We start from the raw sequence: 15,192 nt of genomic DNA, 5'->3' as shown, positions 1-15,192 counted from the left end.
TGATGGCAGGGCGATATCGTAGCAGGTCGGCCGCGTTCTTCATGCGGCGGCCGCAATTTCCCATGCGCCGCTGCCCTGGCCTTGCAGGACAAGCTGGCGGCTGTGGTGCGCCAGCAGCGTGCTGCGATGGCCCACGCTGACCAGTATGGTCCGCGGCAATTGCTCGCGCACCAGACTGTACATCGCATCTTCCAGGCCTTCGTCCATGGCCGAGGTGGCTTCATCGAGAAACGCCGCCGCGGGCTCGGCCAGCAACAGCCGGCCGAAGGCCAGGCGCTGCTGCTCGCCCAGGGACAGGATGCGTCCCCAGTCGGCCACCAGATCCAGGCGGTCTATCAGGTGGCCCAATTGAACCTGCCGCAGAACCTGCTGCGCCCTTTCGGTCCAGGCGTTCGCCTCATAGGCTTGCGCGGGATCGGGCGCCGCCGCCCGGGAGTGCGCCAGCGGCCCGGCCGCCGCCGGCGGCACGGAACTCGTTTCCGGCCCGGTTCCGAGTTCGTCCTTGCGGGCGCTGACCAGTTCGTCCAGATTGCCGGGCGTTCCGTGCGCGCTGGCGTGGGCGGCTTTTTGCTGGCGCTGGATGTCGGCGGCCTGGGTCAGGTTGGCCATGCCGGGCAATTGCCGCGGGTAATACAAGGCGTCGCGCAGGCTGCCCAATGGCAGATAGGGCTTCTGCGACAGGAACAGCGCATCGTGTTCGGGCCGGACGATGGTTCCCTGGCAGTATGGCCACAGGCCCGCGATGGCGCGCAGCAGCGTGGTCTTGCCAGATCCGGATGGCCCGCGTATCAGCAGCGGCGCGCCCGCAAGCACTTCGAGGCTGAGGTCTGCAAGCAGCAGGGCGCCCGCGGGCGTCTTGACGGTCAGCTTTTCCAGGGCCAGCCTGGAGCCCCGCGCCAGCACCTCGGGTTCGGGCAAGGCGCGCGCCTCGGCGATGGCCCTGGTGAACCCGCTCAGACGATCCAGTGTGGCGCGGTAGGTGGCGAAGCTGTCATAGGCGTTGCGGAAGAAGGATAGATTATCCTGCAGCTGCCCGAAGGCCTGCGCCGTCTGCATCAGATCGCCGAGGCTGATTTGCTTGGAAAAGAAGCGCTGCGCCTGGATGATGAAAGGAAAGACGACAGCCGCCTGGCTTATCGACAAATTGAAGCCCTGGAACTTGATGGACCGGTACACAATCGCCCAGGCATTGCCGATGACATGGCCGAAGCGGCTGCGCAGCAGCGCGCCCTCGACTTTTTCGCCGGCATAAAACGCGATGCTTTCCGAGTATTCGCGCAGCCGCACCAGGGCATACCGGTAGTCGGCGTTGTAGCGTTCGTTCAGGAAGTTGAGCATGATCAGCGGCCGGCCGATCTTGACGGCGAAGACCGTGGCGATGATCACGTAGGCAAACACCAGGAAAACCATGGCGCGCGGGATTTCCATGCCCAGGGCATGCAGCGGGCCGGACAGCGTCCACAAGATCAGGGTGAAGGCGAAGGTGGACACCAGCGCGTTGACCACGCCCACGGCCAGGGTGAGCGACATATCCACAAAGTTGGCGACGTCTTGCTGTATGCGCTGATCCGGGTTGTCGACCGGCATGTCCAGGTACTGCGTGCGATAGTAGGCCTGCCTGTCGAGCCAGCGGCCCAGCAATTCCTCGTTCAGCCATACGCGCCAGCGTATCGTGAAGGCCTGCTGTATGTAGAACGTAATCAGCACCCGCAGCACATGCACGCTCGCCAGCATGGCGAACAGCAGCATGGCCTGCCAGAACGCGGGCGCGTCCAGTTGCTGCAAGGACGTGTACATCGTGTTGCTCCAGTCCGAAAGCAGCACGTCGAGCCGGACCGCGCACAGCGTCAGGAACAGGATCAGCAGCAGGGCGGCGAGCGGGCGCCAGTTGCGGCGCGGCGAAAAGTAGTCCGCCGTCAGGCTCCAGAACTGGCGCCCCCATGCCGTGAATCTGGCCAGGCCCCAGATGCTGGCCGCCGCCAGCACGACGGTAATCAGGTAGGCCTGCGCCAGCCACATGCCGCTATCCATCAGCGCCTTGTTCAAGTTCATCGAGTCTCCGCGTATGCCGTGGCGTTGAACGCCCCAGCCCGCATTCTGGTCGAAATACGGCTGTCGCGCCAGCGGCTCGACGGGTTTTGCGGCCGGCGGGCCACGGTTCAGGCGGCGGTCAGAATTGATTGAGCGGAATCTTCAGATAGCGCACGCCATTGTCCTCCGGCTCGGGATACCGGCCGGCACGGATATTGACCTGTATGGCGGGCAGGATGAGCGACGGCATGGCCAGCGTCTTGTCGCGCGCGGTGCGCATGGCCACGAACTCCTGGGCGCCTATGCCATCGCGCACATGGATATTGCCGGCGCGCTGTTCACGCACGGTCACGCAGCATTGCGGCCCGCGGCAATCCGGCGGGTAATCGTGGCACAGGTAGAGACGGGTGTCGTCGCCCAGCGCCAGGATTCTTTGAATCGACTGGTAAAGCGCATGGGCGTCGCCGCCCGGAAAGTCGCAGCGCGCGGTGCCCACATCGGGCATGAACAAGGTATCGCCGATGAAGATGCCCAGGCCTTCCACGCAATAGGCCATATCCGCCGGCGTGTGGCCCGGCACATGCAGGGCCTGGACCGCCATGTCGCCTATCAGGAAGCGCTCGCCGTCGTGGAACAGGTGATCGAACTGGGATCCGTCGGCAGCGACTTCGCGGCCGAGATTGAAGATCCGCTTGAATGCCGCCTGCACCTGCGTGATATGCCCGCCTATGGCCGTCCGGCCGCCGAGCTGCGCCTTGAGGTAGGCGGCCGCCGAGAGGTGGTCGGCATGCGCATGGGTTTCCAGTATCCATTGCACCTGCAGCCGGTTCTTCGATACGAAGGCGATGATGCGGTCGGCCGAGGCCGTGGCGTCGCGGCCGGCCTTGGGATCGTAGTCCAGCACCGAATCGATGATGGCGCAGGCGGCGTTGCCGGGGCGATGCACGACATAGGAAAACGTGGCGGTTTGCTTGTCGAAAAAGGTTTCGACCTGTGGCTCGGGCATAGGGGCTCCTCTTGTGGACGACCGAATGTTGGATTATGGTGTCCCATCGTCCAACTATACAGAGGTCATATGCCGTACGTCACCATATCCGCCACCAAGGGTCTTTCCGCCGATCAGCAGCGGCAGTTGCTGGAACGCGCCAGCGATGCCGTGGTGCAAAGCATAGGCGCGCCGCTGGCCAGCGTGCGGGTCATGCTGCACGAACTGGCTGAGGGCCATTACCTGAACGCGGGCAAGTTCAACACGCCCGGCGTGATGTTCGTGGTCGAGCTCATCGAAGGGCGCAGCGACGAACTGAAAGCGGCGCTGATCCTAGCCTTGCACCGCGTCGGCGCCGAGACCACCGGCGTCGCGGAAAGCGAGGTGCGCGTGCGCGTCATCGATTTTCCGAAATCCGATATGGGCATGGCGGGCGGCGTGACCGCCCAGGCCATGGGGCGCTAGGGGCGCAGCCTTATGCCAGGGGCACTGCCCTATTTGAGCCCCAGCTTCCTGGCCAGTTTGTGCAGGTTGCTGGAATCCAGCTGCAGCGAACGGGCGGCTTGCGCCCAGTTGTAGTTGGTGGCTGTAAGGGCGTGCTGTATGGCCGTGCGCTGGCAGTCTTCGAGCGCGCTGCGCAGCGGCACGATTTTCTGTTCCGGGCCGTAGGGGCTGGCCGGGTTGGCAATCAGCGAGGACCCCGGGCCATAAAAGGGTTCGCTGGCGTAAAGGTCGTCGTCGGCTTCCTGGGCGGCGGACGCGGCCGCCGCGTCGTGCGCGGCGCCTACCCGCGAGACGCGGATGTCCTGGAACCTGTCGCCCGCCGGTTCGGCGATGTCGAGATCCAGCAATTCGGGGCCGAGGGTCAGGATCTGGTCGCGCGACGCGCCCCGGCTCAGCATTTTCAGCGCCGCCCGGCTGATGACGTGCTCCAGTTCGCGCACATTGCCGGGCCAGCCATAGCTCAGCAGCGCCCGCTCGGCGGCATACGACAGGCGCACGCCGCGCAGGCCCAGGCGCGCGCGGTTGAATTCCAGAAAGTGGCCCGCCAGTATCAGGATGTCCTGGTCGCGCTCGCGCAATGGCGGGATGTGGACGGGGTAGACCGAAAGGCGGTGGTACAGGTCGGCCCGGAAGTCGCCGGCCAAGGTGCTTTCCTTTAGCTGGCGGTTGGTGGCGGCAATGATGCGCACGTCGGTCTTGATGGTTTCGTCGGTGCCCAGGCGCTGGATTTCGCCGTTCTGCAGGGTGCGCAGCAGCTTGGCCTGTATGGACAGCGACAGCTCCCCGACTTCGTCCAGGAACAGGGTGCCGCCTTGCGCGGTCTCGAAGCGGCCGGCGCGGTCCTGGGTGGCGCCCGAGAAAGCGCCTTTCACATGCCCGAACAGCTCGCTTTCCGCCAGCGATTCCGGCAGGGCGGCGCAGTTGACATGCACCATGGGCTTGGCGCTGCGCCGCGAATGGCGGTGCACCCGCCTGGCAAACAATTCCTTGCCCACCCCGGTTTCGCCCAGCAGCAATACCGGCAGGTCGGAATCGGCCACCACATCCAGTTCGTGCAGCAGGCCGGAGATGGATTCGCTTTCGCCCAGGATTTCGTTTTCGTCGATGATCTGCATGGCGCCGCTGACGGTGGTGCCCAACTGGCGCAAATTGCGGTTCTCGGTTTCGAGCGCGGTAATCCGGATGGCGGCGGCCAATATCAAACCGTAGCGCCGCAGCTCGGCCTGCGCGGCGTCGTCGAAGGTGCCGGTCTTGAGCGCATCCAGCGTAAGGGCGCCCCACAGGCGGCCTTCTATGTACAGGCTCATGCCCAGGCAGTCGTGCACCGGCAGGGGCGACCCGGTGCGGTCGTCCAGCAACCCGTCGTAGGGGTCCGGCAATACGCTGCCGGGTTCGAACCAGGTGGGCTCGCGGCGCGACAGGATGGTGGCGAAACGCGGATGCTGGGCAACCACGAAGCGGCGGCCCAGCGCTTCATGGGCGAGCCCCGTCGCGGCGACCAGCCGCAGGCTGTCGGTGTCCAGGCTCAGCAGCCCTACGGCGTCGCAGTGGAAGCGCTCGCGCAAGGTATGCACCGCGCGCTGCAGCCTGACGGCATTGGGTAAATCGGTGACCAGATCGGCCAGAATGAGTTGATCCATGCGGTGAATTATACCCTGACAGGGTAGGGATAACCCTGTTCACCAGGGTCGAAATCACCCCGGTCATCGCCTAGCCTTGAAATATAAGGAATTATAAGTTGGCACAGGCATTGCTTATACAGCCAGGCAAATGAAAAACCATGAGAAGGATAACGCTATATGAACAAGAACCTGCCGGATCAGACGCTGGGCGCGCTGGCCAGCGCGATTCCCGGCGCCACCCGCATTTTCCACGATTTCCAGCTGGATTTTTGCTGCGGTGGCGGCAAAACCCTGGCCGATGCCGCGCAGCAGCGGGGCCTGGATCTCGGCCTGCTGCTGACCGCCCTGGAGGCGCTGGCCGCGGACCCGGCCGCGGGCATCGATTGGCGCGGCGTCCCCCCGGAGGACCTGATCGGGCATATCGTGGCGCGCTTCCACGAGCGGCATCGCGTGCAATTGCCTGAACTCATCCGCCTGTCGCGCCGCGTCGAGCACGTCCATGCCGGCCGGCCGGGCTGCCCCGGCGGCCTGGCCGATGCGCTGGAAGGGCTGCAGCAAGAACTCGAAAGCCACATGATGAAGGAAGAGCAGGTGCTTTTCCCCATGCTGGCGCGCGGCATGAACGGGCAGGCCCAGGGGCCCATCTCGGTGATGCGCTTCGAGCACGAGCAGCACGGCAGCGCGCTCAGCAGCATCCAGCGCCTGACCAACAACATTACGCCGCCGGTCAATGCCTGCAATACCTGGCGGGCCCTGTACGGCGGCCTCAACGCCTTCAAGGAAGACTTGATGCAGCACATTCATCTTGAAAACAATGTGCTGTTTTTAAATGCCTCAATAGCAGCAGAAGGAGCAGCTCATCATGGGTGAGTACAAGAAGTTATGGTGGTTATTATTGGCCGTTCTGGCGGTCACTTTCGGTATTCTGGCGTGGAGCGGGGTCGAAGTCTATCGGCAGGTGCCGCCGATACCCGCCCAGGTAGTCACGCCGTCGAACAAGGTATTGATGACCAAGGACCAAATCCTCGATGGTCAGACCGCCTGGCAAAGCACCGGCGGCATGCAGGTCGGTTCCATCTGGGGCCATGGCGCCTACCAGGCGCCCGACTGGAGCGCCGACTGGCTGCATCGCGAACTCCTGGCCTGGCTCGACTTGGCCGCCCAGGAAACCGCGAACACGCCGTTCGCGCAATTGAATGCCGACCAGCAGGCGACGCTGAAAAGCCAGCTGAAAGCGGAGTACCGGCGCAATACGCTGGACCCTCAAACCGGCGTGGTCACGGTGTCGGAACGCCGCGCCCAGGCCATGGCCCAGACGGCGCAGTACTACGTCAAGCTGTATGGCTCCGATCCCGAAATGCGCACCACGCGCTCGCATTTCGCGATGATGGAAGACACCCTGCCGGACCTGCAGCGCCGCCAGGACCTGACCAAGTTCTATTTCTGGCTGTCCTGGGCGGCCTCGACCGAGCGCCCGAACAGCAAGGTCACCTATACCAATAACTGGCCGCACGAGCCCCTGGTCGACAACCATCCCTCCACGGCCAATGTCATGTGGTCGGTCGCCAGCGTGGTCATCCTGCTTGCGGGGATAGCCTTCCTGGTATGGGGCTGGGCCTTCCTGCACCGCGACCATCCGGAACCCGTGGCGCCCGAGAAAGACCCCCTGACCATAGGCGCATTGACGCCGTCGCAGCGGGCCCTGGGCAAGTATCTGTTCCTGGTCGTGGCCTTGTTCATCGCCCAGGTGCTGCTGGGCGGCCTGACCGCGCACTATACCGTCGAAGGGCAGACCTTTTACGGCATCAATATATCGGAATGGCTGCCGTACTCGCTGGCGCGCACCTGGCATTTGCAGACCGCCTTGTTCTGGATCGCTTCCGGCTTTCTGGCCGCGGGCCTGTTCCTTGCCCCGGTGGTCAACGGCGGCAAGGATCCCAAATACCAGAAACTCGGGGTCAACGTCCTGTTCGGGGCGCTGGTGGTGCTGGTTGTCGGCGCTTACATCGGCAACTTCCTGGCCATCAAGCACATCCTGCCGGCCAACCTCAATTTCTGGCTGGGCCATCAAGGCTATGAATACCTCGAGCTGGGCCGCCTCTGGCAAATCGTCAAATTCCTCGGCCTGGCTTTCTGGCTGCTGCTGATGCTGCGCGGCATGTTGCCCGCCTTCAAGAAGGACGGCGACAAGAACCTGCTGGCCTTGCTGGTGGCCTCGACGATCGCCATCGGCCTGTTCTACGGCACGGGCCTGTTCTACGGCGAACGCACGCACATCACCATCATGGAGTACTGGCGCTGGTGGGTGGTCCACCTCTGGGTGGAAGGCTTCTTCGAAGTCTTCGCGACGACTGCCCTGGCTTTCATCTTCTCGACCATGGGCCTGGTTTCCAAGCGCGGCGCGACAGTGGCCAGCCTGGCTTCGGCATCGCTGTTCATGCTGGGCGGCGTGCCCGGCACCCTGCATCACCTGTATTTCGCGGGCACGACCACTCCGGTCATGGCCATAGGCGCGAGCTTCAGCGCGCTGGAAGTCGTTCCTCTCATCATCCTGGGCCATGAAGCCTGGGAAAACTGGCGCCTGAAGCAACGCGCCCCATGGATGGAAGCCGTCAGATGGCCGCTGATGTGTTTTGTCGCGGTCGCCTTCTGGAATATGCTGGGCGCGGGCGTGTTCGGCTTCATGGTCAATCCTCCCATCTCGCTGTACTACATCCAGGGCCTGAACACCACGCCGGTGCACGCCCACGCGGCACTGTTCGGCGTCTATGGCTTCCTGGCCATCGGCTTTACCTTGCTGGTCCTGCGCTACATCGTGCCGGGCTTCAAGTTCAGCGAATCGCTGATGCGCACCGGCTTCTGGGGCCTGAACATCGGCCTGGTGCTGATGATCACCACCAGCCTGTTGCCCATCGGCATCATACAGGCCTACGCCAGCATTACCGAAGGCATGTGGTACGCCCGTAGCGAAGAGTTCATGCAGCAAGGCATACTGCAGACCCTGCGCTGGGTGCGCACCTTCGGCGACGTGGTATTCATCATCGGCTCCTTCGCCATATTCTGGCAAGTCGTGATCGGGGTGTTCCAGCCCAAAAGCTATGTCAAGCAAGGTGTTTACGGCGCAACGGCTGCTGCCGAGTAAACCGCAAGCGGCGCCGCCCTCCTTGGGCGTGCCCGTGAAATGCCTGCTTCTTGCAGGCTGGTGAAACAAAAGAAAGGGCTGCCTAAGGGCGGCCCTTTCTTTTATTGCCGCCGGGCCGCGAGCTTTTTTTGGCTTACGCTACAGCACTCGCGCCTTGGGCGGAAAATCTCTCCTTGAGCATGGCGACCAATGTCAGAACCATTGGCGACGCTGCTGCGGGCTGATAGGCCACACTGAGCCGAATACTGAGCTGATCACCCTCCACGATCTGCTTGAAGACCACCCCTTTCCGAGTGACTGAATGCAGGGATTTCGGAACGAGTGCGATGCCTTGCCCTTCAGCAATCAAGCCAAGCAAGATATGGTGGTCTGCGGGTTCCGGGATTCTGCGCGCCGAATAACCGACCCGATTAAATAATTTCAGGCAGTAATCGTAGTAGGCGGGATTGAGCTTGCGGTCGAACCAAAACAGGTTGTCGGACTGCAAATCAAGTAATGAAACCCGTCGCCTCTTAGCGGCCCGATGACTTGAGGCAATGCACGCGACCATTGGATCATACCCGCGCTTGGTGTCCGTGCCTTTGCAGCGCCGTCACGCTGGAGTGGTGATCGCATTGTCGCCAAAGGCCTTTCCTCCGCGGTAGGCGCCGTCCAACTCGCGGATGGCAGCTACTTCGTGTCGAACATCAACGGAGGGGTTTCCTTCGCGGGGCCTGATGGGCGTGCTCGTACCGTTACACGCGAGTTTGCGCAGCCAGGCCCGGGCATCGCCATTGCAGACGAGGAATCCGTCTACGTGGTCGACTACGGTGGAACCCAGGTCAAGCAGGTGCGCAAGGACGGACAGACGGTCGTGGTGGCGGAGGGCCTCAGGAGTCCGGTAGGACTCGCCGTCTCCGCCGACCGTTCGGCGGCTGTCGTTGCTGATTGGGGTACGAATACAGCCTACGGTTATCGTATTGCCACCGGCTGAACCTGAACGGTCAGTCGTGCCTGGTTGGCCATCATGTGGCTGGTGATGTCGCTAGGTCGAGGATGGCCTCTATGTGGCACGACTGGCGCGAGGATTGGCGGCACCTGAAGTTCGAGCTGCATATCGAAGCCAACCTGGATACTCGGTGATATGGTGCTCGCCCGGAGCTGCCGGCGCCCCGGCTTAACGCTGCTCCGGCAGCGCTCCCAGGGACTGCAGCATGCGCGCCACATCCGCTCGCCCGGCTTCGGACAGCGGCGCCTGCGGCGGCAGGGGATCGCCGACGTCGAACCCCTGCAGGGCCAGCCCGCCCTTGATGCACGCCGCCAGGTTGTATTTGGCGAAAGCCTGGTTGATGCCCCACAGTTGGCGCTGCAGCGCCATGGCCTTGTCCCACTGGCCCTGGCGGCATAATTCGTACAGCGCGACACTCTGTTCGGGCACCAGGCACGCCGGCCCGGCCATCCAGCCGACGCCGCCGATCAGCATGACGGCGGTGGGAATGTGGGCCGATGCCGCGAACACCTGCATGCGCCCCTCCACCCGGTTGATGATGGACAGCAGGCGGCCGGTATTCGAGGAGGCATCCTTGATATAGCGGATATTGGGCACGCGGCTCAAGCGTTCTATCACCGGCAGGCTCAGGTCCGATCGCTGGAAACTGGGATTGGTGTAAAGGACCACGGGCAGCGACGTTGCATCGGCAATGGCCTTGAAATACTGGTACACCCCTTCGTCATCCACCGGGAAATAGGCTTCCAGGATGGCCAGAATGCCGTCGGCGCCCATGCGTTCATAATCGCGCGTCTGCGCCCTGGCGTCGGCAATGGTCGTGGATGCCACGCCGGGCACGACCGGCACCTTGCCGCCGGCCGCCTCGATGACCACATCGACCACGCGGCGGCGCTGATCGGCGCCAAGATAGGCAAATTCGCCGGTAGAGCCCAGGGGCGCCAAGCCGTGCACGCCCGAGCGGATCAGATGCCGGCACAGCGTGGACAGCACGCGTGTCTTGACCTTGCCCTTGCCGTCGACCGGCGATACCAGATAGGGAAACACCCCGTGAAAATCTTTATTGCCGCCTGTCATGTGCTATCAGCCAGAAGATCGTAGTGGTGTCGGCAATATACCGTAGACTGATGCGCTCCGTTCCAATTTTCCGGCATCATGACATTCCCCTCGCATATAAGGCGCCATGCCGCAGCGGCGCTGCTGACACTGGCAGCCCCGTTTTCCGCCTGGTCCGCCGGCGATTATCCACGGCAGCCCCTGAATATCGTCGTCGCCTTTGCCCCGGGCGGCATCGCCGACCTGGGCGCCCGCAGCATTGCCGACGGCCTGGCGGCTGCGCTGGGCCAATCCGTCGTCGTCAGCAACCGTGGCGGCGCCGGCGGCAATATCGGCGCCGCCACGGTGGCGAAAGCCGCGCCGGACGGCTACACCGCATTGGTCACCACCACTTCCGTCGTGGTCAATCCGCAGCTGGAAAACGATACCGGCTATCGCCTGCAGGCGCTGACGCCTGTCATCAATATCGCCTCCAGTCCCAACGTCATCGTGGCGCATCCCGCGCTGGGCGTCGGCGCGCTGCAGGAACTGCTGGCGCTGGCCAAGACGCGCAAGCTCAGCTTCGGCTCGCCCGGCAGCGGGTCAACGTCGCACCTGACCGGCGACTATCTGTTCAACGCACTGTCGGGCGCCGACATCATTCATGCGCCGTTTCGCGGCGGCGGCCCGGCCATCGCGGCGGCGGTGGGTGGGCAAGTCGATCTGGCCATCGTGCCTGTTCCCGTCGCGGCGGCCCAGATACAGGCTGGCCGGCTGCGCGCCCTTGCCGTGACCGGTGCCGCGCGCAGCCCGGCGCTGCCGGACGTGCCGACCGCCGCGGAATCGGGTTTCCCCGGCTATACCGATTACACCTGGGTGGCGCTGTTCCTGCCGGACGGCACGCCGCAGGCGATTGCCCAGCGGCTCAATGCTGACGTCAATGCGCTGCTGATGCAGCCGGAATTCCAGAAGCGGCTGGCCGGCCACGGGCTGGAACCGGCCGGCGGATCCTTGCAGGATACCGCCGCCTTCATTCGGGCCGAAGACAGGAAATGGGCCGATATCGTCCAGCGAACGGGCGCCCGGCAGAATCCGTCCTGACGGCCGGCGCGCCGGCCTCCGGCCTCCGGCCGCCGCCGCGGGCACGGAAATGCGCTGCCTGAGCGGGGCCCGAGGGTGTTCGTTCGGATTTCAAACTCTCCCGTTTTGCTTGCGCTCTGTGTGACGGAACGCAGTCCGACCGATCACAACGCAATGACTTTTTTTCCACATCCGGCCTCGTTGCGAGCCCATAAATCAGGCCTATTCTTAATCTATGTTTGCAATAAAGCAGATCGCAGGTCCGAAGCATTGACATATTTTTTAACGATCGCTAATGTGCAAAGGCGCTGATCCCCGCGCGCACTGACAGTGTGCGCTGACAGATGGAAAATTACCATGCCGACGCCTGATCACGATGACCTGAACGACCTCGATGCGCCCATACCGTGGATGCAGCAACTGCTGGACAGTCCGTTCATTCTGCTTGCTCTGGGAGTGGCGATCCCGATGATCGTCTACAACCTGTGGGGCGTCGTCGAAATCGTGCTTCTGCCCCTCACCCAATGACCTGGAATATCCGGAGTACCGCAAAATGAGCGCTATTCTTCCGCCGGCAGACCGGCTTTGGTACAAGCACCCGATCGACAGAGTTGAAGGGACCTGGATTGCCATAGCCTTGCTCTGGTGCATCATTTTGTTCGTCATGATGACGGGCTGGCACATCTGGGGCAAACAGAACCTGTCCACAGAAACCTACCGCAGCACACCGGCGCAGTTCATGGAAAAAGCGCAGGCCATGGTGGACAAATACACCGTGCGCACTGAAACCGAAGAAAAAATTCCCGTGGTCGCGCCACCAGCCGGAAGTGACGTCTATCTGCTGGCGCGCCTGTGGAATTTCTGGCCCATCCTCGAGCTGGAAAAAGACAAGACCTACCGCCTGCACCTCACGGCCCTGGACTACAACCACGGCTTTTCCCTGCAGCCGGCCAACATCAACATCCAGTTGGTGCCGGGCTTCGAGCACGTCGTTACCGTAACCCCCAATGAGTCGGGAACATACTCGCTGGTATGCAACGAATATTGCGGCATCGGTCACCACCGCATGGTCAGCCGCCTGTACGTGAAATAAAAAGAAAAGGGATGACTGCGATGACAACTACTTACCGTACTTGCCCGCGCTCCGGCTTGCAATTCGAGCGCCAAGCTGAACGACTCATCAAATTCAATATTGTCACTGGCATGCTGTGGCTGGCATTTGGCGGCATCCTGGCCCTCGGCGTGGTGCTCACGCGCTGGCCGGCAATTCGCTGGCTGGAGGCCCAGACCTTCTACATGGTGCTTACCGCCCACGGCCTCGACATGCTGATTTTCTGGCTCATGTTCTTCGAAGTCGGATTCATGTATTTCTGCGCCTCGGTGCTGCTGCGCTGTCGCATCGCGACACCAAAGCTCGCCTGGCTGGGTTTCGCGCTAATGGTGATCGGCTCCGTGGTCAACAATGTCGCCGTGTTCCGCGGCGGCTCCAGCGTCATGATGACCAGCTACGTACCCATGATGGCCGAGCCGGCTTTTTATCTGGGCATCATCTTGTTTGCCGTTGGCGCCCTGATTGGCTGCGCCGTGTTCTTCGGCACGCTGGTGGTGGCGCGGCGCGAAAAAACCTATGAAGGGTCGATCCCGCTGGTCACTTTCGGCGGCCTGACGGCTGCCATCATCATGGTATTCACGCTGCTGTCGGGCGCATTCATCATCATCCCGGCCTGGCTGATGTCGATGGGTTTGATGCATGTCGACCCCTTGATCTATCGCACCGTATGGTGGGCCCTGGGGCATTCATCGCAGCAGGTCAATGTCGCCATGCACATCACGATCTGGTATTTCATCGCTGCCGTGGTGCTGGGCGCCAAGCCCATGAGCGAACGCGTCAGCCGCATGGCCTTCTTCCTTTACATCCTTTTCCTGCAGTTGGCCTCCGCGCACCACCTGCTGGGCGACCCCGGTCTGTCCACGTCCTGGAAAATCATCAACACCAGCTATTTCATGTATCTTGCCGTGCTGGCCTCCATGTTGCACGGTCTTACAGTGCCTGGCGCCATGGAAGTCGCGCAGCGCCAGAGGGGTTTCACAAAGGGCTTGTTCGAGTGGCTGCGCAAAGCGCCCTGGAGCAATCCCGCTTTCTCGGCCGTATTCATCTCTCTCATCGGCTTCGGCTTTCTGGGTGGCATCACTGGCGTCATGATGGGCACCGAACAGCTCAACCTGATCATCCATAACACCATTTATGTGCCAGGCCACTTCCACGCCACTGTGGTGGTGGGCACGACGCTGACCTTCATGGCGGTGACCTACTATCTGATCCCGGTATTGTTCAGGCGCGAACTGATCGCGCCCACGCTGGCCAAATGGCAACCCTATCTGTTTGGCCTGTCCATGTACTTTCTCTGCCTGGTGATGATGGGGGCGGGTACGCTGGGCGTTTCGCGCCGGCACTGGGACATGGCCTTCCAGGGCGCCGCAATGGCCTATGAATGGCCGGGCGCCGCCTATCTGATGATGGCGCTGGTGGGCGTAGGCGGTGTGGCAGCCATCATCGGGGGCGTGGCCTTCATCTACATCACGCTGGGCTCACTGCTCTGGGGGCGCAAGCTCGAAGCAGGCGCATCGAGCCCGAGGTTCACGCCTGTAGGGCGCGCGTCCCCCGGCGCGGCGGCCCTGACTTACGGCTCGATCGGCTTTACTGCCCCGGGTACCTTCGTGCTGGCCATGGTCTTTCTGGTGGCCTTCGTCGTCTATTACTTCATCAACTGGAAGTATTTGTCCACCCTGTGGGGCTTGAGCTGATCAACACCCTGTCACGCTTGCCGCCGCCGGCAAGCGTGAGTGCTGGAGTCACGCATGAATCACATCGAAAGCTCTCTTGCGTCGTCCCCGCGGATCACGCCGGCGCCGGTTGTCTGTCCCGTGCATCCGCGCTGGCGGCTGGTGCTCAGCTTATTCAAGCTGCGCATCGGGATGCTTATCATGTTCACGGCGCTCGCAGGAGCGGCCGTCGTCCCTCATGAGTCGGTGACGCCCTGGCGGACGCTGGTGCTGGGGCTGAGCGTGTTGCTGGCCTCGGCCAGCGCGGGCGCCTTCAATCAATACGTGGAAGCCGACAGTGACCGCCTCATGGCACGCACAAGAGGGCGTGCTTTTGCCAGTGGCGCGCTGCGGCGGGACCCGCGCTGGCTGGTGCTCATGCTGGGCATGCTGGTCGGGGCGGTGGCGGCGGCCGGCCTGGTCGCCAACTGGACCGCTGCGCTGTTCGTGCTGCTGGGCGCCTTGACTTATGCTCTGGTCTATACCATGGGGCTCAAGCGGCGCACGCCATGGAACATCGTCATAGGCGGGGCCGCCGGCAGTTTTGCCGTGCTGGCCGGTGCGGCCGCAGTCAGCCCGCAGATGGGACCCCTGGCATGGTTGCTGGCGCTGGCGTTGTTGCTGTGGACGCCGCCCCATTTCTGGAGCCTGGCCATTGCCAACCACGATCAATATGCCGCTGCCGGTGTGCCCATGCTGCCGGTGGTCGTGGGGCCCGGGCGTGCCGCAAGCATCGTGCACTGGAACACGGTGGCTCTGGTGGCCATTTCCCTGGTGCCGCTGGGTTTTGGCGCCGGCTGGGCCTATGGGCTGGGGGCGGCGCTTGGCGGCGCGTTTTTTCTGCGCAAGACCTTCGCCCTGGCGCGTGAGCCGGTGCGCGCGCGGGCGATGGCGGCATTCTTTGCATCCATGATGCAACTGAGCGCGCTCATTCTGGGGGTCTGGCTCGATGCGGCCTTGCGCTGACCTTGCCCCGCCGCGGCGG

14 protein-coding genes are annotated in these 15,192 nt (G+C 63.0%); 9 read left to right on the top strand and 5 right to left on the bottom strand.

Annotated features, from left to right (window positions below; genetic code table 11):
• Nucleotides 1-39: 39 nt before the first annotated feature.
• Together BUB23_RS19565 and BUB23_RS19560 are read right to left on the bottom strand one after the other, a co-directional pair.
• Complete coding sequence (locus BUB23_RS19565) at nucleotides 40-2,052, bottom strand: ABC transporter ATP-binding protein/permease (protein WP_073106510.1); 2,013 nt, start codon at nucleotides 2,050-2,052, stop codon at nucleotides 40-42.
• A 118-nt stretch (nucleotides 2,053-2,170) separates the two neighbouring features.
• Entirely contained in the window at nucleotides 2,171-3,037 is an 867-nt protein-coding gene (locus tag BUB23_RS19560) for an MBL fold metallo-hydrolase (protein ID WP_073106507.1), read from the bottom strand.
• A gap of 69 nt (nucleotides 3,038-3,106) precedes the next feature.
• On the opposite strand from BUB23_RS19560, the gene BUB23_RS19555 reads away from it, so the two are divergent.
• Nucleotides 3,107-3,481, top strand: coding sequence for a tautomerase family protein (locus BUB23_RS19555; protein WP_073106504.1), 375 nt, complete (start codon nucleotides 3,107-3,109; stop codon nucleotides 3,479-3,481).
• A 29-nt stretch (nucleotides 3,482-3,510) separates the two neighbouring features.
• On the opposite strand, the gene norR is transcribed toward BUB23_RS19555, so the two are convergent.
• A complete protein-coding gene (norR, locus tag BUB23_RS19550) occupies nucleotides 3,511-5,160 on the bottom strand; it encodes a nitric oxide reductase transcriptional regulator NorR (RefSeq protein WP_073106501.1) in 1,650 nt (549 codons plus the stop codon).
• Between the two features lie 159 nt (nucleotides 5,161-5,319).
• On the opposite strand from norR, the gene ytfE reads away from it, so the two are divergent.
• A complete protein-coding gene (gene ytfE / locus BUB23_RS19545; RefSeq protein ID WP_073106498.1) occupies nucleotides 5,320-6,012 on the top strand; it encodes an iron-sulfur cluster repair protein YtfE in 693 nt (230 codons plus the stop codon).
• Nucleotides 6,005-8,284 (top strand): nitric-oxide reductase large subunit, encoded by a 2,280-nt coding sequence (locus BUB23_RS19540; protein WP_073106495.1) that lies wholly within the window; start codon nucleotides 6,005-6,007, stop codon nucleotides 8,282-8,284. The genes ytfE and BUB23_RS19540 overlap by 8 nt, the downstream gene beginning before the upstream one ends.
• A 133-nt stretch (nucleotides 8,285-8,417) precedes the next feature.
• On the opposite strand, the gene BUB23_RS19535 is transcribed toward BUB23_RS19540, so the two are convergent.
• Nucleotides 8,418-8,834 carry a LysR family substrate-binding domain-containing protein gene (locus BUB23_RS19535; RefSeq protein WP_073106492.1) on the bottom strand — a complete coding sequence of 139 codons (417 nt, stop codon included), beginning with the start codon at nucleotides 8,832-8,834 and terminating at the stop codon, nucleotides 8,418-8,420.
• 126 nt (nucleotides 8,835-8,960) lie between these two features.
• On the opposite strand from BUB23_RS19535, the gene BUB23_RS19530 reads away from it, so the two are divergent.
• Nucleotides 8,961-9,257 (top strand): NHL repeat-containing protein, encoded by a 297-nt coding sequence (locus tag BUB23_RS19530; protein ID WP_073106489.1) that lies wholly within the window; start codon nucleotides 8,961-8,963, stop codon nucleotides 9,255-9,257.
• A gap of 183 nt (nucleotides 9,258-9,440) precedes the next feature.
• On the opposite strand, the gene BUB23_RS19520 is transcribed toward BUB23_RS19530, so the two are convergent.
• Complete coding sequence (locus tag BUB23_RS19520) at nucleotides 9,441-10,346, bottom strand: dihydrodipicolinate synthase family protein (RefSeq protein WP_073106486.1); 906 nt, start codon at nucleotides 10,344-10,346, stop codon at nucleotides 9,441-9,443.
• Nucleotides 10,347-10,424: 78 nt separating this feature from the next.
• Here BUB23_RS19520 and BUB23_RS19515 point away from each other — a divergent pair, with 78 nt between their 5' ends.
• The 5 genes from BUB23_RS19515 (at nucleotide 10,425) to cyoE (ending at nucleotide 15,173) form a co-directional block, all read left to right on the top strand.
• The gene (locus tag BUB23_RS19515; protein WP_073106483.1) at nucleotides 10,425-11,405 is read left to right on the top strand and encodes a tripartite tricarboxylate transporter substrate-binding protein; all 981 of its coding nucleotides are present in this window, start codon (nucleotides 10,425-10,427) and stop codon (nucleotides 11,403-11,405) included.
• Nucleotides 11,406-11,741: 336 nt separating this feature from the next.
• Entirely contained in the window at nucleotides 11,742-11,912 is a 171-nt protein-coding gene (locus tag BUB23_RS27080) for a hypothetical protein (protein WP_178372349.1), read from the top strand.
• A 25-nt stretch (nucleotides 11,913-11,937) separates the two neighbouring features.
• Nucleotides 11,938-12,477, top strand: coding sequence for a cupredoxin domain-containing protein (locus BUB23_RS19510; protein WP_073106480.1), 540 nt, complete (start codon nucleotides 11,938-11,940; stop codon nucleotides 12,475-12,477).
• A gap of 20 nt (nucleotides 12,478-12,497) precedes the next feature.
• The gene (locus BUB23_RS19505) at nucleotides 12,498-14,189 is read left to right on the top strand and encodes a cbb3-type cytochrome c oxidase subunit I (protein ID WP_084136140.1); all 1,692 of its coding nucleotides are present in this window, start codon (nucleotides 12,498-12,500) and stop codon (nucleotides 14,187-14,189) included.
• A gap of 54 nt (nucleotides 14,190-14,243) precedes the next feature.
• Nucleotides 14,244-15,173 (top strand): heme o synthase, encoded by a 930-nt coding sequence (cyoE, locus tag BUB23_RS19500; RefSeq protein ID WP_084136139.1) that lies wholly within the window; start codon nucleotides 14,244-14,246, stop codon nucleotides 15,171-15,173.
• Nucleotides 15,174-15,192 lie beyond the last annotated feature (19 nt).

The sequence above is a fragment of the Pollutimonas bauzanensis genome, from assembly GCF_900129885.1.
Classification (GTDB): domain Bacteria; phylum Pseudomonadota; class Gammaproteobacteria; order Burkholderiales; family Burkholderiaceae_B; genus Pollutimonas; species Pollutimonas bauzanensis.
The sequence above is the reverse complement of the archived record's forward strand: the minus strand, read 5'-3'. Positions and strand labels throughout refer to the sequence as shown.